Below are 19,722 nucleotides of genomic sequence, written 5' to 3'. Positions count from 1 at the left end.
GAGTGTTCGCGGCGTCGCGAGTCGAGTTCCTGCTGCGCATCCAAGATCCCCTGTCCGATATGTCGTAGGCCTACTTTCGGCAGGCGCGACAAAACACCAAGTCCGTGGGGAGCGTATCCGCGTCCTTCACAGATCGGACAGGGTTTCGCCCATAAATCACCCGCTCCCGTCACAACGTGATTTGTCCGTGACCCGGCCATGTGTCCGCACCCCGATACGACGGGTACCGATCGCACCACCGGATGGGCGACGACGCCGGTGGCCCCGCCCCGGGAGGCGGTGCCACCGGCGTCGGTGGGAGGGGATCAGCCGTTGCTGCTACGGCGGCGGAGGTAGAGCATCCCGGCGCCGGTACCGATGAGCAGCAGGGTGGCGATGACCGCCATCGCCGTGTCGGCACCGGTCCGCGGCAGCGGCGGCGTCGGCGGGGGCGTCACCGGGACGTCGCGGCAGATCTCCACGGAGGCCAAGTCGCGGTCGAGCTCGGTGTCCCCGTCGAGGAGGTAGGCCTCGTTGGTGACGTCCAGGCACTCGCCCTGGCCGACCGTGACCGTCGTGCTGACCGGGAACTCGGTCACCGCTCCGGGCTCCGTCGCGTCGACGGTCCCGAGCACCGTCGGGGCGAGGTCCGGGGTGGAGAAGTCGTCCCAGACCTCCACCGACGTCGGGCCGTTGTCGGTGACGCTCGGGTCGATGTCGATCGCGTCGGACGCGCTGCCCTCCCCGGCGTTCTCCGGCTCGTCGACCTGCTCCTGGGTCTGCGGGTACTCCGCGAGGTCCCAGGTGACGGTCGCCGCGAGGGTGCCCTCGAAGTCGTTCACGTTCTCGCACGTCAGCGTCATGAGGCTGTCGCCGGACGGGAACAAGAACTGGAGCCCGTCCGTCGCCTCGTCGGCGTCCTCGGCGTCGATCAGGCAGGCCACGTCCTCGAACGTCGCAGCGACGGTACCCATCACCGGGTTGTCGTTCGGGTTGGACACCTCCACCGAGGCCTGCAGGGTGGCGTCGTCGAGGGTCGTCGGACCCTGGACGACCTGCACCACGAACTCGACGGTGGCCTGGGCCTGGTCGGCCGGCAGGGTCGTCGGGTGCGTCTCGGCCTCCTTGTCGACGGTGAAGGTGCGGCTGACGAACTGCTCGCCCTCGCCCATCACCTCGATGCCCAGCGGCTCCCAGGCCAGCGGATCGACGAAGTAGACCTCGGTGGTCTCGCCCTCGAGCAGCTCGACCGTCCTGGTGGGGTTCGCCGGCAGGAGGTAGCCCTCGGGAGCCGCGGTCTCGGTGACCGTGTACTCGCCGAAGTCGGCGATCTCCTCGATCGTGTACGTCCCGTCCTCACCGGTCACGACGACCAGCGGGTCTTCGCTCTCCGGGTCGAGCGGGTTCGGCATGATCTCGAAGGTGGCACCGGGGAGGTAGACGTCGTCCTCGTCCTCGGTGATTTTCTGGGCGGCCTTGACGATCCTCAGCTCGGCGGGGGCGTCACGGCAGATCGTCACCGAGGCGCTGTCCTCGTCGATCCGGTCACCGTCGGCGCCGTCGCCGGTCTCGACGATGTACGCGGTGTTGTCGACGTCGAGGCACTCGCCCTGTGCGACCTCGATCTCCTTCGAGAACTCGATGGTCGTGGTGGTCGCCTCGCCCTGTGACGTGACGGTCTGCAGGAACTCGGGCGCCTCGTCGGGGTCGGTGAAGTCGTCCCAGACGTCCACCGACTGGATGCCGGTGTCGAAGGTCCCGTCCTCGAGGTCGAAGCTGGCAGACGCCTCACCCTGCGGGGCGTTCTCCGGGTCGTCGACGTCGTCCTGCGTCTGCGGGTAGACCCCGCGGTCCCAGGTGACGGTCGCGTCGACCGTGCCGTACAGCGGCGGGTCCTCGCAGACGACCGACAGGACGGTCTCGCCGCTGGCGAACTCGTTCTCCCACATGTCGAGCTCGGTGCCCTCGTACTGGCAGAACTCACCGTCGAGCTCGACGGTGAGCATGCCCGTGACCGGGTCGGCGTTGGGGTTGTCGACCGTGACCGTGACCGACCGGGCCGGGTCCGCCGTCGGGCTGAGGAACTCGTCGCTCTCGGTGACCTCGATCGTGTAGTTGATCGTGGCCGAGGGTTCGTCGGCCCGCAGGTCGATCGTGGTGGCGTCGGCCTCCTTGTCATTCGCCCAGAACCGGGTGATGTACTGCGTCGCGTCGACGTCGATGTCCAGCGGTTCCCAGATCAGCGGGTCGACGAAGGTGAGCGTCTCGTCGGACCCCGGCGCCAGCGTGACCACCTGGCTACGCTCGGCCGGCAGGAAGTAGCCCTCGGGGGCCGTGATCTCCGTGACGGTGTACTCACCGAAGTAGACGACCTCCTCGAACACGTACACGCCGTTCTCGTCGACGGTGAACTCCAGCGGGTCGTCGCCAACCGGGTCGACCGGGTTCGGGCTGATCTCGAAGGTCGCACCGGGCAGCGGGTTGCCGTCGGCGTCCTCCTTGTAGATGGTCAGGTCGGCCCCCTCCTCGCGGCAGATGTCGACGACCTCGGTGGCGGAGTCGATGCGGTCGCCGTCGGCGCCTGCCTCCACCTCGACGATGTAGCCGTCGTTGACCACCTCGATGCACTCGCCCAGCGGGACCTCGATCACCTGGGAGACCGGGAACTCCTCGGAGCCCGCGTCCTCGGTGGCCTGGACCGTGCCGAGGTACGTCGGAGGCAGGTCGGGGTTGGTGAAGTCGTCCCAGACGTCCACGGCCGGCAGCCCGTTGTCGGTGGTGACGATCACGGTGCTGTCGGTCGCCTCGCCCTGGGGAGCGTTCTCCGGGTCGTCGACGTCGTCCTGGGTCTGCGGGTAGACGCCGCGGTCCCAGGTGACGGTGGCGTCGACCTCGCCGTTCAGTGGCGGGTCGTCGCAGACGACGTCCAGGACGGTCTCACCGGGGGCGAACTCGTTCTCCCACGCGTCGAGGTCGGTGCCGGCGTAGCTGCAGAGCTCGCCGTTGAGGTCGACGCTCAGGTTGCCGGTGACGGGGTCCTCGTTGGGGTTGTCGACCGTGACCGTGACGGTACGGCCGCCCTCCTCGAGCATCGTGTCGCTCCAGAACACCTCGACGACGTAGTCGAGCTCGACGGACTCCTGGTCGGCCGGCAGCAGCAGGACGTCGTCGCCGTCGACCTGCTTGTCGTTCTCCCAGGTGCGGGTGACGAACTGCTCGGCCGTGACGTCGATCTCCAGCGGCTCCCACGGCATCGGGTCGACGAACGTCAGCGACGCCGACTCCGCGGGGCCGATCGTGATCGTCTGCGACCGCTCGTCGGGGGGCGGCAGCAGGTAGCCGTCCGGGGCGGCGATCTCGGTGACCGTGTACTCCACCCCCCAGGCGTCCTCGCCGATCTCGTCGAAGGTGAAGGTGCCGTCCTCGCCGGTGGTGAACTCGAGCGGGTCGGGTCCCTCCCCGTCGGGGTTCGGGGTGATCTCGAAGGTCGCGCCGGGCAGCGGGGTGCCGTCCTCGCTCTCCTTGAGGATCGTCAGTTCCGAGCACAGGCTCTGCACGTCGATCTCGCCGGTGGCGAGATCCTTGAGCGCGGACAGCTGCGACTCGCCGGTCTGGGTGCGCATGTTCAGCGTGCTGAAGCCGGCGGCCGGGCAGACGTCGCCGATGCCGAGCTCGGTGAGGTTCAGGGACGCCTCGACGAACCGGTCGGCGGTGATGATCCCGGCCACGGCGTTGGGCGAGTCGAAGTAGTCGACGATCGGGCCGGTGTTGACCGCCACGGCTGCCACGTCGCCCGTGCACGCCTGCCGATCGGTCCAGTCCGCACCGTCCCAGGTGTCGACGCCGACGCAGGCGAGGTCGCTGTTGCCGTCCTCCTCGACGACGATCCGGATGTCACCCACGCTCCGGTCGGGGTTCATCGCGTCGAGGTTGGGCTCCTGGTTGAGCTCGACGTAGTAGTTCACCGTGCCGGAGTCGCCGTCGCGGTCCCAGCCGAGGTGCAGCCACTGGGTGTAGTCCCCGCCCTCCTCGGCGATCTCGCTGTACACCAGGACGTTGCCGAGGTCGGACTTGCCCGAGTTGGTGGCCGGGTTGCCGGTGCCCCAGTTCGGCCAGCCGTTGTTGGGGTTGATCGGATCCTCGACGTTGGAGCCGGCGAACGTGGTGTCGTCGTCGTTGCCGATCGGGTCGGGCACGACGTCCGGACCGACCGTCTGCCAGTCGATGCCGCCCTCGGTGATCTGGTTCCCGTCGATCTCGAAGGAGCTGTCGACAGCGGCCGCCGGCGTGCTCAGCGCGACCACGGAACCCAGCGCGAGCGCCGCCGAGGCGAGAGCGGCGACGGGGCCGGAGAACCGGGAACGAGGAGCGGTGGCGTCCTTGCGGTGGGAACTCCTGGTGCGCATCTGATTCCTGTCTGACCCGTCCGGGCTGCCGCCATCGGCAGAGGTGGCGAATGTCACATCCGAGCGAAGCGTACCCATGGTCGCCGCGGGCACACACTCCGGGACGCAGAGTTCACCCGCTGCCACCACCGGTCGGGTCGGCCTACGCTCGAGGTATGAGCGAACGTACCGACGACGGCGTCCCGGAATCCGGCCGCGGATACCGCAAGGGACCGGTCCTGCTGCGGGGCACGCAGATCCCGGACTCGACCACGGACCAGCGGCTGCTGGCTCCGGGGGAGGGGACCGAGTGGGTCCACACGGACCCGTGGCGCGTGATGCGTATCCAGGCCGAGTTCGTCGAGGGTTTCGGGGCGCTGGCCGAGGTCGGCCCGGCGGTCTCGGTGTTCGGCTCGGCACGCACCGCCCCGGACCACCCGGACTACGTGCTCGGTGAGCAGATCGGCAAGCTGCTCGTCTCCTCGGGGTACTCGGTGATCACCGGCGGGGGCCCCGGCATCATGGAGGCCGCCAACAAGGGCGCGGCGGAGGCCGGCGGCACGTCCATCGGGCTGGGGATCGAGCTGCCGTTCGAGCAGGGGATGAACCCGCACGTCAACCGCGGCGTGAGCTTCCGCTACTTCTTCGCCCGCAAGACGATGTTCGTCAAGTACGCCCAGGGGTTCGTCGTCCTGCCGGGTGGCTTCGGCACCTTCGACGAGCTCTTCGAGGCCCTCACGCTCGTCCAGACGCACAAGGTCACCGGCTTCCCCGTCGTGCTGGTCGGCAGCGACTACTGGGGCGGGCTGCTCGAGTGGCTGCGCACCGCCGTCGTCGACCGCGGCATGATCAACCCGGCCGACCTGGACCTGCTGCACGTGACCGACACGGCCGAGGAGGCCGTCTCGCACGTCATCGAACGCGGGCGGGCGCTGGCCGCCGAGTTCCGCACGTGATCCCACCGGCGGGGGCGCCGCTCGTCCTGCGCGGCCGCGAGGTCGGCCGGGACGCCGACGGCGTGCTGCGCCCCGTGGTGATGGCGATCGTCAACCGCACCACCGACTCCTTCTACGCCCCGGCGCGGCTGGCCGACGACGGCGCGGCCCTGGACGCCGCCCACGCCGCCTGGACCGACGGGGCCGCGATCCTCGACGTCGGCGGGGTGCGCGCCGGTACGGGGCCCGCGGTGAGCGAGTCCGAGGAGATCGAGCGGGTCGTGCCGTTCGTGGCGAAGGTCCGGGCCGAGCTGCCCGACCTGCTGCTCAGCGTCGACACGTGGCGCGCCGGCGTGGCCCGGGCCGCGATCGAGGCCGGCGCCGACCTCATCAACGACACCTGGGCCGGTCACGACCCGGGGCTCGTCGAGGTCGCCGGCGCCGCCGGGGTCGGCGTCGTCTGCTCCCACACCGGAGGAGCCCTGCCCCGCACCGACCCGTACCGCGTGTCCTACCCGACGCCGGAGGGAGCCGACGGCGGCGATCCGCGCGACGGCGTCACCCGCGACGTGCTCGCCACGCTGCGTGCGGCCGCCGACCGTGCCGTCGCCTGCGGCGTGCCGCCGTCGTCCGTGCTCGTCGACCCGACGCACGACTTCGGCAAGAACACCTGGCACTCGCTGCACCTGCTGCGCCGGACCGATGCGCTGACCGCCCTCGGGTACCCGGTGCTCATGGCGCTCAGCCGCAAGGACTTCGTCGGCGAGACCCTCGACCTGCCTCCCGACGACCGGTTGGCGGGCACCCTCGCGGCCACGGCCCTCGCCGCCTGGCACGGTGCCCGCGTGTTCCGCAGCCACGACGTCGCGGCCACGCGGCAGGCCCTGGAGATGGTGGCGGCGGTCCGTGACGAGGCGCCTCCACGGGTCGCGCAGCGCGGCCTGGCCTGACGTTGGTCGCCCGGGGCGGACAGTAGAATGGTGAGACGCACCTCATCCGGCACCGTGCGGGTGCGGGGGCGGAGGAACCGGACAACGGAATGGAGAGCCACACATGGCTGCGATGAAGCCGCGGACGGGCGACGGGCCCCTCGAGGTCACCAAGGAGGGACGCGGCATCGTCATGCGTGTTCCGCTGGAGGGCGGTGGTCGGCTGGTCGTCGAGCTGAACGCGACCGAGGCCGGCGAGCTGGGCGAGGCCCTCCAGGGCGTCGTCGGCTGACGACGTCTGCAGCACTCCCGTGACAGGCGGGCGTGGGACGGGTGTGGCTCCCGTCCCGCGCCCGCCTCGTCGTTCAGGCGGACGGGTGCCGCGGTGCGCGGCGCACCGCGAGCAGCAGCCCGTCGCCGGTCGGGACCATCGCCGGTACCAGGCGTTCGTCCGCGCGGACGGCGTGCGCCGTCTCCCGGACCGCCACGGTGGGTGCCTCGAGCCGCGTCGGGTCGGCGACCCGCCCGCTGAGCGCCGGGTCGACGATCCCCAGCACGCCCCCCTCGCGCAGCAGCCGGACCGCCGCCTCGACGTGCGGGGCCAGCACGAGGGGGTCGACCGCGACCAGCACCAGGTCGTAGGCGCCGTCCGTCAGTCGCGGCAGCACGTCCAGCGGCGGGCGGGTGATCACCCGCGTGCGCGAGGACGCCACCTCCTCGTCCGCGAACGCCGTCTTCGCGGCACGCTGCCGCGCCGCGTCCGGGTCGATGGTGGTCAGGACGCCGTCCGGCAGCATGCCGCGCAGCATCCACAGGGCCGTGACGCCCGCGTCGCTGCCGATCTCGACCGCGGTCCGCGCCTGCGCCGCCGCCGCGACGACCCGCAGCAGCGCCCCGGTCCCGGGGGAGACCGTCGCGCACCCCAGCGAGGCCGCCCGTTCCCGGGCGCGCAGCAGCGTGGCGTCCTCGGTGAGGAACGACTCGCTGAACGTCCAGGCGACCTCGCGGTCGTCCTGGGCCTCCGCCTCGGTGAAGATGACACGGCCCCCTTGATCGCTGGGCAGATCGTACGTGGGAACCTCTCAGGTTGCTCACACGTTCGCATGGGACGATGACCGTGATGACCAAGACCGTGGAGTCCGACACCGCCTCGTGGGTGCCCCCGACCTGGGACGAGATCGTCCGGGAGCACTCCGCGCGCGTGTACCGGCTCGCCTACCGTCTGACCGGTGACCGGCAGGACGCCGAGGACCTGACGCAGGAGACGTTCCTGCGGGTGTTCCGGTCGCTGTCCAGCTACACCCCCGGCACCTTCGAGGGCTGGCTGCACCGCATCACGACCAACCTCTTCCTGGACCAGGTCCGCCGCAAGAAGCGGATCCGCTTCGAGGCCATGGGCGAGGACGCCTCGCGGGTCCAGTCCACCGACGACCGCGGCCGGCCCGAGCGCGGCTTCGAGCACGGCAACCTCGACCACGACGTCCAGGCCGCCCTCGACGGCCTGCGACCCGAGTACCGCGCCGCCGTCGTCCTGTGCGACATCGAAGGTCTCAGCTACGAGGAGATCGCGGTCACCCTGGGCATCAAGATCGGCACGGTGCGCTCGCGGATCCACCGCGCGCGGGCCCAGCTGCGCGACTCGCTGGAGCACCGACGCGGGGACGTGCGGCGATGAGCGCCCACCTCGGCGACCGCGTCAGCGCGCTGGCCGACGGCCAGCTGCCGCCGGCCGAGGCCGAGCGTGCCCTGGCGCACGTGGCGTGCTGCGCGCTCTGCGCCGCCGAGCTCGAGACGGCACGGTCCGCGCGCCGGCACCTCGCCGCCGCCGGCGACGTCACCCCGACGGCGGAGCTGACCCAGCGGCTCCTGGACCTCTCGGCCTCCATCCCACCCGCCGACGGCGACCCCCTGCGGGCCCCCGACCGGGACACCGGGTGGGCCGCACCCGAGGCGTGGCACCCGCCCCTGACCGGCGACGTCCTGGGCGCCGAGCGACGACGGCGCCGCCGCCGGGTCGCGCTCGTGGGCGCCGGGGGAGCGGGCGTGCTCGGCTGTGCCCTGTTCGTGCTCGGCCAGGCACCCGTGGTCACCCCCGACAGCTCGCGCGTCGCCGCCCTGACCACCCTGGCGGGGGCGGGTGGCGCGTCCGGCGACACGGTGACCGAGGCCGGGCTCGGCCGTGCGGGGTTCGTGGCGCCGTCGTCGTTGCCGCCGGGCTACGAGGTGGTGGCCGTGCGCACCGGCCCGACGGCGTGCGAGATCGACCTGGCCGGCCCCGACGGGCCCGTGGTCGTCCGCCAGCAGCAGGGCCGGCTGGCGGCGGGGACCGGGGCGACGGAGCGGACCGAGGTCGCCGGGCGCGGTGACGTCGTCGTGCTGTCCCAGGACCCCTGGCACGTCGCCTGGCAGGTCGGCGACGTCGTCGTGGAGGTCACGACGGACGCTCCCGACGACGTCCTGTCCGAGGTCGTCGCTGCTTTCCCCGAACGTGACTACGACGGGGGCGTCCTGCCCCAGATCACTCGTGGCTGGTCGACCGTGACAGGAGCTCTCACCCTTCCATGACACCCCAGGATCCCGACCTCTTCGCCTCCCCGGAGCCCCCGGCCCGCCGGCCCGACCCCGCACCGCCGGTGGCCGCGCAGCCCGCGCCCCCGCCGTCGGCCCCGGCCGCCGCGCCGTCGTCGGCCCCGGTCGCGGACACCCCGCCGTCGGCGCCGCAGCCCGCGGGCACCCCGGCCGGGGGCGCACCGGCGTCCCGGCGGCCGGCCCGGCTCGGCGCCGGACGCACGGCCGTGATCCTGGTCCTGGCGCTCGCGGTCGGCCTGGTCGGTGGCGTGCTCGGCGACCGGATCGCCGGCGGCGCCCAGGACGAGGCCCCCGTCAGCGCCGACCTGCCGGTCAGCCCCGGGTCGCAGGACGACGGCGCCGACGACTCCCGCCCGGCGGACTCGCACGCGGCCATCGCGGCCGAGGTGCTGCCGTCGGTGGTCTCGCTGGAGATCTCCGGTGCCGGGGGCCGCGGGTCCTCGGGCTCGGGCTTCGTGCTGCGCGAGGACGGCTACATCCTGACCAACGACCACGTGGTCACCGCCGGCGGAGGGGGCGGCGACGTGGTCGTCGTCCTCTCCGACGGCTCCGAGCACGCGGGCGAGGTCGTCGGGAGCACCCCCGACTACGACCTGGCCGTGGTCAAGATCGACGTCGACGGGCTGACGCCGCTCGTGCTGGGCGACTCGGACGACGTCGTGGTCGGGGACGCCGTGCTGGCCGTCGGCGCACCGCTGGGCCTCGACTCCACGGTCACCGCCGGGATCGTCAGCGCGCTGCACCGTCCCGTGCAGGCCGGGGACCAGGCGACGACCGCGTTCATCGACGCCATCCAGACCGACGCCGCGATCAACCCCGGCAACTCCGGCGGGCCGCTCGTCGACGCCGACGGCGAGGTCGTGGGCATCAACTCCGCGATCGCCCAGCCGCCCGGTGCCACGCAGGCCACCGGGAGCATCGGCCTCGGGTTCGCCATCCCGGCCAACCAGGCCCGCACGACGGCGGAGCAGCTCATCGAGACCGGTCAGGCGACCTACCCCGTGATCGGCGTGCTGCTGGACACCTCCTACTCCGGGGAGGGCGTCCAGGTGTCGTCCGAGGCCCAGCAGGGCATCCCGCCCGTGACGCCGGACGGTCCGGCGGACCTGGCCGGGGTCCGCGCCGGTGACGTCATCCTGGCGATCGACGGCCGCCCGGTGTCCCGCAGCGACGAGCTCATCGTGGCGATCCGTGCACGCCAGCCGGGTGACGCCGTCACCCTGCGCGTCCGCAGCGACGGCGAGGAGCGCGAGGTGCGCGTCGTGCTGCAGGAGCGGGCGAGCGAGTGACGCCGGCGCCGTACCGGTCGCGCCGCGCCACGGGCTAGGCTGTTCGCCGTGGGAGTCTTCGGGATCAACGGGGGCGAGCTCGTCGTCATCATCGTGCTGGCGCTCGTGCTCATCGGGCCCGAGCGCCTGCCCCGCTACGCCGCACAGCTCGGCGGTCTGGTCCGCCAGGGCAAGGTGCTGCTGCGGGACGCCAAGAGCCGGGTCGACGACGAGCTCGGCGACGAGCTCCGCGACGTGGACTGGCAGAAGCTCGACCCGCGGCAGTACGACCCGCGGCGCATCGTCAAGGAAGCGTTGCTGGACGACGACCCGGCGCCGACGCGCACCGCCGCGAACCGCAGCGCCGCGAACCGCACCGCCCGCGCGGCCGGTGCCGGTGCCGCCGGGGCGGCCGGGGTCGCGGGTGCCGGGTCGGCCGCCGTGCCCGCGACGCCGAACGGGCCGCCGTCGTCCGGTCCTGCACCGTTCGACGACGAAGCCACGTAGTGACCGCGCTCCCTCGCAAGACCGTCACGTCCGACATCCCGGGTGATTCAGGCGCACCCGCCAGACCTGCCAGAATGAAGACCATGTCCGACCTCCCCACCGCACCGGGCGCGCAGTCCGGATCCCGTCCTCGCATCCTGTCCGGCATGCAGCCGACCGACTCGTCGCTGCACCTGGGCAACTACCTGGGTGCCCTGACGCAGTGGGTGGCCCTGCAGGACGACTACCAGGCGCTCTACTGCGTGGTGGACCTGCACGCGCTCACCGTCAACCCGGACCCCGCGGCGCTGCGGGAGCGGACCCGCGCGACGGCCGCGCAGTACCTGGCCGGCGGCGTCGACCCGGCCCGGTCGGCCCTGTTCGTGCAGTCGCACGTGCCGGAGCACACCGAGGTCGCCTGGCTGCTGAGCTGTCAGACCGGGTTCGGCGAGGCCAGCCGGATGACCCAGTTCAAGGACAAGTCGGCGCGGCAGGGGACCGAGGGGACCACGGTCGGGCTGTTCACCTACCCGGTGCTGATGGCGGCCGACATCCTCGTCTACGACGCCGCCCTCGTCCCGGTCGGCGAGGACCAGCGCCAGCACCTCGAGCTGACCCGGAACCTGGCCGAGCGCCTCAACGCCCGCTTCGGGGCGGGCACCGCCGTCGTGCCCGACGCCCACATCGTCACCGCCACCGCCAAGATCCAGGACCTGCAGAACCCGACCGCGAAGATGTCGAAGTCGAACGCGGGCGGCAAGGGGGTCATCTGGCTGCTGGAGAACCCGAAGAAGGCTGCCAAGGCGATCAAGTCGGCCGTCACCGACGCCGACGACTCCTACGCCGTCTACTTCGACCGCGAGGCCAAGCCCGGCGTCTCCAACCTGCTGTCGATCTACTCCGCCGTCACCGGCCGCGGGGTCGACGACATCGCCGCCGAGTACGACGGCCGCGGCTACGGGTACCTCAAGGTCGACCTGGCCGACGCCGTCGTGGCCTTCCTCGAGCCGTTCCAGGAGCGGGCGAACACCTACCTGTCCGACCCCGCCGAGCTGGACAAGGTGCTCGACGACGGCGCCGCCCGGGCCCGGGAGATCGCCGGCGGCGTGCGCGACCGGCTCTTCGACCGCTTCGGCCTGCTGCCCCGGGGTCACCGGTGAGGATCCCGGCACGAGGTCCTGACCAGCTCCGCATCGGTATCGCGATCGCGGTGCCGGATCCCTACGCCGCGCGCCTGCAGGAGGCCCGGGCGGAGTTCGACGACCCGCTCGCCCAGGTGATCCCGCCGCACATCACCGTCATCGGACCGACGGTCGTGGACCGTGCCGACATGCCGTCGGTGGGGGAGCACCTCGGCAAGATCGCGGACGAGATGCCGCCCTTCCGGGTCCACCTGCGCGGCACCGGGACGTTCCGCCCCGTCTCGCCGGTCGTCTTCGTCTCGCTCGCCGAGGGCATCGCCGAGTGCGAGCTGCTCGAGCAGCAGACCAGGTCCGGGGTGCTCGCCCAGGACCTGCGGTTCAACTACCACCCGCACGTCACCATCGCCCACGAGGTCCCCGACGACGCCCTCGACCGGGCCTTCACGGAGATGGCCGACTTCGAGGCCGTCTTCGACGTGTCCGCGATATGGCAGTACGAGCACGGCGACGACGGCGTGTGGCGTCCGCAGCGCTCCTACGAGCTGCGCGGCGGGCGCGAGTACCTCCGGATGCTCTGACCCGCCGACCCGGGCGTCGTCGCCCGTCGTGGCGCTGCCGACTCCGCCGTGCGCCGCTAGGGTCGAGACCGTGTCGGAGCGTATCGAACGGTGGAAGGACCGGGCGACCCGCCTGGTCGGCTGGGTCAAGGACCGGCGTGAGGTCCGTGCCGTCCAGTGGTACATGGCCCGCCGCGGGAACCTGCTCTCCGGCGGGATCGCGTACTCGGCGATCTTCGCCATCGGTGCGAGCCTGACGATCGGGTTCTCCGTGTTCTCGGCGACCCTGGGCAGCCGGCCCGAGCTGATGGCGGCGGTGACCGACCAGATCGAGCTGTGGTTGCCCGGCCTGATCGGCGACGGCCCGCAGCAGCTCGACCCGGACGACCTGGTCGTCGAGGACATCTGGAACACGGCGACTCTCATCGCCACCGTCGTGCTGCTCTGGACCGCGATCAGCTTCATGGGTGCCCTGCGGCACTCGGTTCGCTCCATGTTCGACGCCCCCGTCGTCGGAGTGAACCCGGTGATGGCCAAGGTCTGGCAGCTCGTCGGGTTCGTCGTGCTCGGTGCGATGATCGTCGTGACGGCCGCTGCCAGCATCCTGGCCCAGACGGTCAGGAGCCAGCTCACGAACTGGCTCGGGAACTCACAGGCCCTCGTCGAGCTCCTCCGCTTCGGGAGCCTGGGTGTCGCTGTCGTGCTCGACGCCGTCGTGGTGTACCTGATCGTCCGGGTGGTCGGGCAGGTGCGGCCGCGGCGCACCCGCGACCTCGTGATCGGGTGCCTCCTGGCAGGGCTGGCCTCGGGTGCCCTGCGTTACGCCGGGACGTCGTTGGTGACGTCGAGCGTGTCGAGCAACGTCGTGCTCGGCTCGTTCGTCACCATCGGGACGATCCTGCTGCTGGCCAACTTCCTGTCCCGGATGCTGCTGATGGTCTGCGCCTGGATGTACGACCCGCCGCGGATGGACGAGATCGCTCGCGCCGAGGCCGAGCTCGCGGCGATGCGGCACCAGGAGGAGGTCGACCGGCTGGTCGCTCAGGGCGCCGGCAGCGGCAAGCCGTACAGTCCGGTCGTCCGCGGCGTACGCCGCGGCATCTACTCCTGATCGCGCGCGGCGTCGGGCTCGCGCTACCTCGCCGCAAGGTTGCCTACCTCGCCGGACCTGCGGCCTCCCTGGCCGGAGGATTGCCTCCCTGGGGGAGACGACGACAGCGGGAGAGGGAGAGCCTCGCACGGTCGTCGTCCCCGAAGTGGAGGGCGCGCAGCGCCCGTGAACGCGACCGTGCGGGGCTCTCCCTCTCCCGCCGGGACGTGAGGATCAGAAGGCGCGGGTGATCATCGCCCGCTTGACCTCCTGGATCGCCTTGGTGACCTCGATGCCGCGCGGGCAGGCCTCGGTGCAGTTGAAGGTCGTGCGGCAGCGCCACACGCCCTCCTTGTCGTTGAGGACCTCCAGGCGCTGGGTGCCGCCCTGGTCGCGGGAGTCGAAGATGAACCGGTGCGCGTTGACGATCGCCGCCGGGCCGAAGTACTGGCCGTCGGTCCAGAAGACCGGGCAGGACGACGTGCACGCGGCGCACAGGATGCACTTGGTGGTGTCGTCGAACCGGTCGCGGTCCGCCTGGGACTGGATGTTCTCCCTGCTCGGCTCGTTCCCCGACGTGATGAGGAACGGCATGATCTCGCGGTAGGAGGCGAAGAACGGCTCCATGTCGACCACGAGGTCCTTGAGCACCGGCAGGCCCTTGATGGCCTCGACGACGATCGGCTTGTCCGGGTTGATGTCCTTGAGCAGCGTCTTGCACGCCAGACGGTTGCGGCCGTTGATCCGCATCGCGTCCGAGCCGCACACGCCGTGCGCGCAGGAGCGCCGGAACGTCAGCGAGCCGTCGAGCTCCCACTTGATCTTGTGCAGGGCGTCCAGCACACGGTCGGTGCCGTGCGCGGTCACCGTGTGCTCCTCCCAGTACGCCTCGGCAGCGACCTCCGGGTTGTACCGGCGGATCTTCAGGGTCACCTGGAAGGACGACACGGCGCCGGCCTGCGCCTCGGAGCCTGAGGTGTCGGTCGAGTTCTCGAGAACAGCAGTCATCAGTACTTCCGCTCCATCGGCTCGTAGCGCGTCATGGTGACGGGCTTGGACCCCAGGACGACCTTGTAGTCCCCGAAGTCCTCGACGTGGTCGAAGTAGCCCGCGACGTGCCCGTCGGCGGCGTCGGGAGCCGACGTCGGACGGCGGTACGCCATCGTGTGCAGCATGTAGTTGTCGTCGTCCCGGTCCGGGAAGTCCTCGCGGTAGTGACCGCCGCGGGACTCGCGGCGGTTGAGCGCGGCGACGACGGTGACCTCGGCGATGTCGAGCAGGAAGCCCAGCTCGATCGCCTCCAGCAGGTCCGTGTTGAACAGCGAGCCCTTGTCCTGGACCGACACGTTGCGGTACCGCTTCTGCAGCTCGCGGATGTCGGCGGCGGCCTTGTTCAGCGACTCGTCGGTGCGGAAGACCTGCGCGTTGGCGTCCATCGTCTCCTGCAGCGCCTGGCGCACGTCGGCGACGCGCTCGCCGTCGGGGCGGTCGCGCATCTCGGACAGCTGCGCCTCGACGCGTGCCGTCGGCCCCTCGACGATCGGCAGGTGCTGCTCGACGGTCTGCGCGTACGCGGCGGCCGAGCGGCCGGCGCGCTTGCCGAAGACGTTGATGTCGAGCAGGGAGTTCGTGCCGAGGCGGTTGGACCCGTGCACGGAGACGCAGGCGACCTCGCCGGCGGCGTACAGCCCCTTGACGACGTTGTGGCCGTCGCGCAGGACCTCGCCCTTGATGTTCGTGGGCACGCCGCCCATCGCGTAGTGCGCGGTGGGGTAGACGGGCACCGGCTCGGTGTACGGCTCGATGCCGAGGTAGGTGCGGGCGAACTCGGTGATGTCCGGCAGCTTGGCGTCGATGTGCGCCGGCTCGAGGTGCGTCAGGTCGAGCAGGACGTAGTCCTTGTTCGGGCCGGCGCCGCGACCCTCGCGGACCTCGTTGGCCATCGACCGGGCGACGATGTCGCGGGGCGCCAGGTCCTTGATGGTCGGCGCGTAGCGCTCCATGAACCGCTCGCCGTCGGCGTTGCGCAGGATGCCGCCCTCGCCGCGGGCCGCCTCCGACAGCAGGATGCCCAGGCCGGCCAGACCCGTCGGGTGGAACTGGAAGAACTCCATGTCCTCCAGCGGCAGGCCGCGGCGGTAGGCCAGCGCCATGCCGTCACCGGTGAGGGTGTGGGCGTTCGACGTCGTCTTGAAGATCTTGCCCGCGCCGCCGGTGGCGAACACGACCGCCTTGGTCTGGAAGACGTGCAGCTCGCCCGTGGCCAGGTCGTAGGCGACCACGCCGGTGGCGTTGACCTCGGCGCCGTCCTCGATGTCCTCCGTGGTCAGGTCGTGGTCGGTGAGCAGGTCCAGGACGTAGAACTCGTTGTAGAACTCGACGTCCTGCTTCACGCAGTTCTGGTACAGCGTCTGCAGGATCATGTGACCCGTGCGGTCCGCGGCGTAGCAGGCGCGGCGCACGGCCGCCTCACCGTGGTTGCGGGTGTGCCCGCCGAAGCGGCGCTGGTCGATCCGTCCCTCCGGCGTGCGGTTGAACGGCAGACCCATGCGCTCCAGGTCGAGCACGGCGTCGATGGCCTCCTTGGCCATCACCTCCGCGGCGTCCTGGTCGACGAGGTAGTCGCCACCCTTGATGGTGTCGAAGGTGTGCCACTCCCAGTTGTCCTCCTCGACGTTCGCCAGGGCGGCGCACATGCCGCCCTGGGCGGCGCCGGTGTGGGAACGCGTGGGGTACAGCTTGGAGATGACCGCGGTGCGGGCGCCCTTCGACGCCTCGAGCGCCGCGCGCATGCCGGCGCCGCCTGCGCCGACGATGACGACGTCGTACTGGTGGGTCTGCATCGGTTCCGATGCCTCCTGCGGACGGTGGTGGTTCAGCGGGCTGGGGTGGTGCGCGGGCTCAGGCCGTGCAGAACGAGGCGAGCAGCTCGGCCGGGGCGTCCGGCGGGCAGGGCTCGAAGGTGAAGATCACCAGCGTGCCGAGCACCACGGTGATCGTGAACGCCAGGTACAGCAGGCTCTTGAGCACGCCGCGGGTGAGGTCCCGCTGGGCGTAGTCGTTGATGATCGTCCGCACGCCGTTGGTGCCGTGGATCATGGCGAGCCAGAGCATCAGCAGGTCCCAGATCTGCCAGAACGGGCTCGACCACTTGCCGCCGACGAAGGCGAAGTCGATGGCCTTGACGCCGTCGCCGACCATGAGGTTCACGAAGAGGTGGCCGAAGACGAGCACCACGAGGACGACGCCGGAGGCCCGCATGAAGACCCAGGAGTACAGCTCGAAGTTGCCCCGGGTGGTCTTGCGGCGCACGTACGGGGAGCGCGGGGTGGGGATGTCGGTCTGGGTGGTCATCAGCTGGCTCCGAACACGTTCATCAGGTGGCGGGGCAGGAATCCGGCCATCGTCACGACGAGCAGACCGAGGACGACCCAGAGCATGACGCGCTGGTAGCGGGGGCCCTTCGACCAGTAGTCGACGAGTGCGATGCGCAGACCGTTGAACGCGTGGAAGACGATCGCGGCCACGAGGCCGGCCTCGCCCAGCCCCATGATCGGCGTCTGGTACGTGCCGATGACGGCGTTGTACGCCTCGGGGGAGACGCGCACGAGCGACGTGTCGAGCACGTGCACGAGCAGGAAGAAGAAGATCGACACGCCGGTCACGCGGTGCGCGACCCAGGACCACATACCTTCACGGCCGCGGTAGAGCGTGCCAGCGGGGGCAGTCGGCACGGGGGGCCTCCATTGGCGGATGCGGGCGGGTTACGTGAGGACACTGTAGTGACACCCGGTCGCGATCGGGTCACGGCCGCCGGAAAAACGGCATTCCCGCGTCGATTCTGTGATCGACGCCACAGGCGACACGTCACGGGTTCGACAGGCGTCACTATGCTGCGTCCATGCCCTCTTCCGCCATCCCCGGATTCCGTGCCGTCATTCCCGCCGGAGGCTCCGGGACCCGGTTGTGGCCGGTTTCGCGGGCGGGTGCCCCCAAGTTCCTGCACGATCTCAGCGGCTCCGGGCGGAGTCTGCTCCAGGGCACCGCCGACCGTCTCGCGCCGCTGGCGGGCCCTGACGGCATCGTCGTGGTCACCGGAACCCGGCACGCGGACGCCGTGCGCGACCAGCTGCCCGAGCTCGGTGCGGACCAGGTGCTGGCCGAACCGTCCCCCCGGGACTCCATGGCGGCGATCGGCCTGGCGGCGGCCGTCCTGGAGCAGCGTCACGGGGTGGTCGTCCTCGGCTCCTTCGCCGCCGACCAGGTGATCTCGGGCACCCGGGAGTTCGAGCGGTCCGTCCGCGAGGCCGTGGAGGCCGCCCGGGCCGGCTACGTGACGACGGTGGGCATCGCCGCCTCGCGCCCGTCGACGGCGTTCGGGTACGTCCACGGTGCCGACCCGCTGGGGATCGCGGGAGCGCCCAGCGCCGTGCACGTCAGCGGATTCACCGAGAAGCCGGACGCCGAGACGGCGCGGGCGTACCTCGCCTCGGGCGAGTACCGCTGGAACGCGGGGATCTTCGTCGCCGCGACGGACGTGCTGCTCGGTCACCTCGCCGAGCAGCGCCCGGCGCTGCACGACGGTCTGCGCCGCATCGCGGCCGCCTGGGACACCTCGGACCGCGACCGGGTGCTGGCCGAGACGTGGCCCGGTCTGGAGAGGATCGCGATCGACCACGCCGTGGCGGAGCCGGTCGCGGCCGCCGGTGGGGTCGCGATGGTCCCCGGGCCGTTCGGGTGGGACGACGTCGGGGACTTCAACTCTCTGGCGGCCCTGCTGCCGGCCGACGACGACGCCGGCTCGAAGGTGCTCGGCGACAGCGCCGACGTGGTCCGCGTCCAGAGCGCGGGGTCCGTCGTGGTGCCCGCGAGCGGCCGGACCGTGACGCTGCTCGGGATCGACGACGTCGTGGTGGTCGACACCCCGGACGCGGTGCTGGTCACGACACGCGCCCGCGCCCAGCAGGTGCGCAGCATGGTCGACGCCGTCCGCGCCCACGGGCGGGAGGACCTGCTGTGAGCGCCGCGGCCCGGGAGCGCCTGGACGAGGTCGTCGCGACGCTGGAGGACGAGCTCGTGGCGGTGCGCCGCGACCTGCACGCCCACCCCGAGACGGCGCGCGAGGAGTTCCGCACGACGGCGGTGCTGGCCGAGCGGCTGCGGGCGGCCGGGCTGCAGCCCCGGCTGCTGGAGGGCACCGGGCTGACGTGCGACATCGGTCCCGAGGTGCCGGGGCGGGGGCGGACGGCGGTGCGCGCCGACATCGACGCGCTGCCGCTGGACGACCTGTGCGGGTGCGACTTCGCCTCGTCGGTGCCGGGCGTGGCGCACGCCTGCGGCCACGACGTGCACGCCGCCGTCGTCCTCGGGGCCGGCCTGGCGCTGGCCCGGCTCGCCGAGGAGGGGCTGCTGGAGTCCGGGGTCCGGCTGATCTTCCAGCCGGCCGAGGAGATCATGCCGGGCGGCGCCCACGACGTGCTCGCCCAGGGCGTGCTCGACGGCGTCGCACGGATCGTGGCGGTGCACACCGAGCCGAAGCTCGACGTCGGGCAGCTCGGGACGCGCATCGGCCCGATCACCTCCGCCTCGGACCTGGTCACGGTGACCCTGTCCTCGAGCGGCGGTCACACCTCCCGGCCGCACCTGACCGGCGACGTCGTCTACGCCCTCGGCCAGGTCATCACCCAGGTCCCGGCGGTCCTGGGGCGCCGGCTGGACCCGCGCTCCGGGGTCAACCTGACGTGGGGTGCGGTCGAGGCCGGCAACGCGCACAACGCCATCCCCGCCACCGGCGTGGCCAAGGGCACGCTGCGCTGCCTGGACGTGCGGGCGTGGGAGCGGGCCGGCCAGGTGCTGCTCGACGCCGTCGAGCAGGTCGTGGCCCCGTACGACGTCGAGGTGAGCGTGCACCACGTCCGGGGCGTCCCGCCGGTGGACAACGACGCCGACGTCACCGCGGTCCTCGAGGCTGCGGGAGCGTCCGTGCTCGGCGAGGACGGCGTCGTGCTCACCGAGCAGTCGCTCGGCGGGGAGGACTTCGCCTGGTACCTGACGAAGGTGCCCGGGGCGATGGCGCGGCTGGGCACGGCGATCCCGGGGGAGCGCCGGTACGACATCCACCAGGGCGACCTCCGGGTCGACGAACGGGCGATCGCGATCGGTGCCCGTGTGCTGGCGCGCGTCGCTCTCGGATGAGAACCTGCCGGTGAGAGCGCCGTGGTGTGACCTGGCTCATTCCGGCGGTGTTCCCATTCGATAACGACTCGGCCACGGTAGGTGCTCGTGGCATGTCCTGAGCCCGTGCGTGGTTAGTCTGTCCATCTCTGATCGTGAGACGGGCGAGCGCCCGTGCTCACCCACCC

Annotated in this window: 19 protein-coding genes; 13 read left to right on the top strand and 6 right to left on the bottom strand. The window is 71.6% G+C overall.

What is annotated here, in order from left to right; translation table 11 throughout:
- Window positions 1-305: 305 nt before the first annotated feature.
- Window positions 306-4,385 carry a prealbumin-like fold domain-containing protein gene (locus V5O49_RS10970; RefSeq protein WP_332902272.1) on the bottom strand — a complete coding sequence of 1,360 codons (4,080 nt, stop codon included), beginning with the start codon at window positions 4,383-4,385 and terminating at the stop codon, window positions 306-308.
- 155 nt (window positions 4,386-4,540) lie between these two features.
- Here V5O49_RS10970 and V5O49_RS10965 point away from each other — a divergent pair, with 155 nt between their 5' ends.
- The 3 genes from V5O49_RS10965 (at window position 4,541) to V5O49_RS10955 (ending at window position 6,520) form a co-directional block, all read left to right on the top strand.
- A complete protein-coding gene (locus V5O49_RS10965; RefSeq protein WP_278236797.1) occupies window positions 4,541-5,320 on the top strand; it encodes an LOG family protein in 780 nt (259 codons plus the stop codon).
- The gene (gene folP / locus V5O49_RS10960; RefSeq protein WP_332902271.1) at window positions 5,317-6,249 is read left to right on the top strand and encodes a dihydropteroate synthase; all 933 of its coding nucleotides are present in this window, start codon (window positions 5,317-5,319) and stop codon (window positions 6,247-6,249) included. Before V5O49_RS10965 ends, folP begins: the two co-directional genes overlap by 4 nt.
- Before the next feature lie 103 nt (window positions 6,250-6,352).
- Window positions 6,353-6,520: a DUF3117 domain-containing protein gene (locus tag V5O49_RS10955; RefSeq protein WP_171247429.1), complete on the top strand. Its 168-nt coding sequence runs from the start codon at window positions 6,353-6,355 to the stop codon at window positions 6,518-6,520.
- Between the two features lie 73 nt (window positions 6,521-6,593).
- Here V5O49_RS10955 and V5O49_RS10950 read toward each other — a convergent pair whose 3' ends face one another.
- The gene (locus V5O49_RS10950; RefSeq protein WP_332902942.1) at window positions 6,594-7,115 is read right to left on the bottom strand and encodes an O-methyltransferase; all 522 of its coding nucleotides are present in this window, start codon (window positions 7,113-7,115) and stop codon (window positions 6,594-6,596) included.
- Here V5O49_RS10950 and V5O49_RS10945 point away from each other — a divergent pair.
- The 8 genes from V5O49_RS10945 (at window position 7,048) to V5O49_RS10910 (ending at window position 13,381) form a co-directional block, all read left to right on the top strand.
- Complete coding sequence (locus V5O49_RS10945; RefSeq protein WP_332902270.1) at window positions 7,048-7,281, top strand: hypothetical protein; 234 nt, start codon at window positions 7,048-7,050, stop codon at window positions 7,279-7,281. The two genes, V5O49_RS10950 and V5O49_RS10945, sit on opposite strands and share 68 nt — an antisense overlap.
- Before the next feature lie 67 nt (window positions 7,282-7,348).
- A complete protein-coding gene (gene sigE / locus V5O49_RS10940; RefSeq protein ID WP_332902269.1) occupies window positions 7,349-7,903 on the top strand; it encodes an RNA polymerase sigma factor SigE in 555 nt (184 codons plus the stop codon).
- Entirely contained in the window at window positions 7,900-8,793 is an 894-nt protein-coding gene (locus tag V5O49_RS10935) for an anti-sigma factor family protein (RefSeq protein WP_332902268.1), read from the top strand. The genes sigE and V5O49_RS10935 overlap by 4 nt, the downstream gene beginning before the upstream one ends.
- Complete coding sequence (locus V5O49_RS10930; RefSeq protein ID WP_332902267.1) at window positions 8,790-10,106, top strand: S1C family serine protease; 1,317 nt, start codon at window positions 8,790-8,792, stop codon at window positions 10,104-10,106. The genes V5O49_RS10935 and V5O49_RS10930 overlap by 4 nt, the downstream gene beginning before the upstream one ends.
- A gap of 48 nt (window positions 10,107-10,154) precedes the next feature.
- Complete coding sequence (locus V5O49_RS10925) at window positions 10,155-10,592, top strand: twin-arginine translocase TatA/TatE family subunit (RefSeq protein ID WP_332902266.1); 438 nt, start codon at window positions 10,155-10,157, stop codon at window positions 10,590-10,592.
- Between the two features lie 83 nt (window positions 10,593-10,675).
- On the top strand, window positions 10,676-11,731 hold the full coding sequence (trpS, locus tag V5O49_RS10920; protein WP_332902265.1) for a tryptophan--tRNA ligase: 1,056 nt from the start codon (window positions 10,676-10,678) through the stop codon (window positions 11,729-11,731).
- Between the two features lie 50 nt (window positions 11,732-11,781).
- Window positions 11,782-12,291: a 2'-5' RNA ligase family protein gene (locus V5O49_RS10915; RefSeq protein WP_332902264.1), complete on the top strand. Its 510-nt coding sequence runs from the start codon at window positions 11,782-11,784 to the stop codon at window positions 12,289-12,291.
- A gap of 70 nt (window positions 12,292-12,361) precedes the next feature.
- Window positions 12,362-13,381 (top strand): YihY/virulence factor BrkB family protein, encoded by a 1,020-nt coding sequence (locus V5O49_RS10910; RefSeq protein ID WP_332902263.1) that lies wholly within the window; start codon window positions 12,362-12,364, stop codon window positions 13,379-13,381.
- Between the two features lie 213 nt (window positions 13,382-13,594).
- Here V5O49_RS10910 and V5O49_RS10905 read toward each other — a convergent pair whose 3' ends face one another.
- The 4 genes from V5O49_RS10905 to sdhC are packed head-to-tail and all read right to left on the bottom strand — an operon-like array spanning window position 13,595 to window position 17,094.
- Window positions 13,595-14,368, bottom strand: coding sequence for a succinate dehydrogenase iron-sulfur subunit (locus V5O49_RS10905; RefSeq protein ID WP_278236806.1), 774 nt, complete (start codon window positions 14,366-14,368; stop codon window positions 13,595-13,597).
- Window positions 14,368-16,203 (bottom strand): succinate dehydrogenase flavoprotein subunit, encoded by a 1,836-nt coding sequence (gene sdhA, locus V5O49_RS10900; protein WP_278236807.1) that lies wholly within the window; start codon window positions 16,201-16,203, stop codon window positions 14,368-14,370. Before sdhA ends, V5O49_RS10905 begins: the two co-directional genes overlap by 1 nt.
- 58 nt (window positions 16,204-16,261) lie before the next feature.
- On the bottom strand, window positions 16,262-16,714 hold the full coding sequence (locus V5O49_RS10895; RefSeq protein ID WP_332902262.1) for a succinate dehydrogenase hydrophobic membrane anchor subunit: 453 nt from the start codon (window positions 16,712-16,714) through the stop codon (window positions 16,262-16,264).
- Entirely contained in the window at window positions 16,714-17,094 is a 381-nt protein-coding gene (sdhC, locus tag V5O49_RS10890; RefSeq protein ID WP_332902261.1) for a succinate dehydrogenase, cytochrome b556 subunit, read from the bottom strand. Before sdhC ends, V5O49_RS10895 begins: the two co-directional genes overlap by 1 nt.
- Before the next feature lie 167 nt (window positions 17,095-17,261).
- Here sdhC and V5O49_RS10885 point away from each other — a divergent pair, with 167 nt between their 5' ends.
- Both V5O49_RS10885 and V5O49_RS10880 read left to right on the top strand, forming a co-directional pair.
- Window positions 17,262-18,380, top strand: coding sequence for a mannose-1-phosphate guanylyltransferase (locus V5O49_RS10885; protein ID WP_332902260.1), 1,119 nt, complete (start codon window positions 17,262-17,264; stop codon window positions 18,378-18,380).
- The gene (locus tag V5O49_RS10880; protein ID WP_332902259.1) at window positions 18,377-19,555 is read left to right on the top strand and encodes an amidohydrolase; all 1,179 of its coding nucleotides are present in this window, start codon (window positions 18,377-18,379) and stop codon (window positions 19,553-19,555) included. Before V5O49_RS10885 ends, V5O49_RS10880 begins: the two co-directional genes overlap by 4 nt.
- Window positions 19,556-19,722 lie beyond the last annotated feature (167 nt).

The organism is Isoptericola haloaureus, from assembly GCF_036689775.1.
GTDB lineage: Bacteria > Actinomycetota > Actinomycetes > Actinomycetales > Cellulomonadaceae > Isoptericola > Isoptericola haloaureus.
The sequence above is the reverse complement of the archived record's forward strand: the minus strand, read 5'-3'. Positions and strand labels throughout refer to the sequence as shown.

Coding starts and splice junctions, on each gene's coding strand:
- V5O49_RS10970 (WP_332902272.1), bottom strand. CDS start 4,385: ATGCGCACCAGGAGTTCCCACCGCAAGGACGCCACCGCTCCTCGTTCC.
- V5O49_RS10965 (WP_278236797.1), top strand. CDS start 4,541: ATGAGCGAACGTACCGACGACGGCGTCCCGGAATCCGGCCGCGGATAC.
- V5O49_RS10955 (WP_171247429.1), top strand. CDS start 6,353: ATGGCTGCGATGAAGCCGCGGACGGGCGACGGGCCCCTCGAGGTCACC.
- sigE (WP_332902269.1), top strand. CDS start 7,349: ATGACCAAGACCGTGGAGTCCGACACCGCCTCGTGGGTGCCCCCGACC.
- V5O49_RS10935 (WP_332902268.1), top strand. CDS start 7,900: ATGAGCGCCCACCTCGGCGACCGCGTCAGCGCGCTGGCCGACGGCCAG.
- V5O49_RS10930 (WP_332902267.1), top strand. CDS start 8,790: ATGACACCCCAGGATCCCGACCTCTTCGCCTCCCCGGAGCCCCCGGCC.
- trpS (WP_332902265.1), top strand. CDS start 10,676: ATGTCCGACCTCCCCACCGCACCGGGCGCGCAGTCCGGATCCCGTCCT.
- V5O49_RS10905 (WP_278236806.1), bottom strand. CDS start 14,368: ATGACTGCTGTTCTCGAGAACTCGACCGACACCTCAGGCTCCGAGGCG.
- sdhA (WP_278236807.1), bottom strand. CDS start 16,203: ATGCAGACCCACCAGTACGACGTCGTCATCGTCGGCGCAGGCGGCGCC.
- V5O49_RS10895 (WP_332902262.1), bottom strand. CDS start 16,714: ATGACCACCCAGACCGACATCCCCACCCCGCGCTCCCCGTACGTGCGC.
- V5O49_RS10885 (WP_332902260.1), top strand. CDS start 17,262: ATGCCCTCTTCCGCCATCCCCGGATTCCGTGCCGTCATTCCCGCCGGA.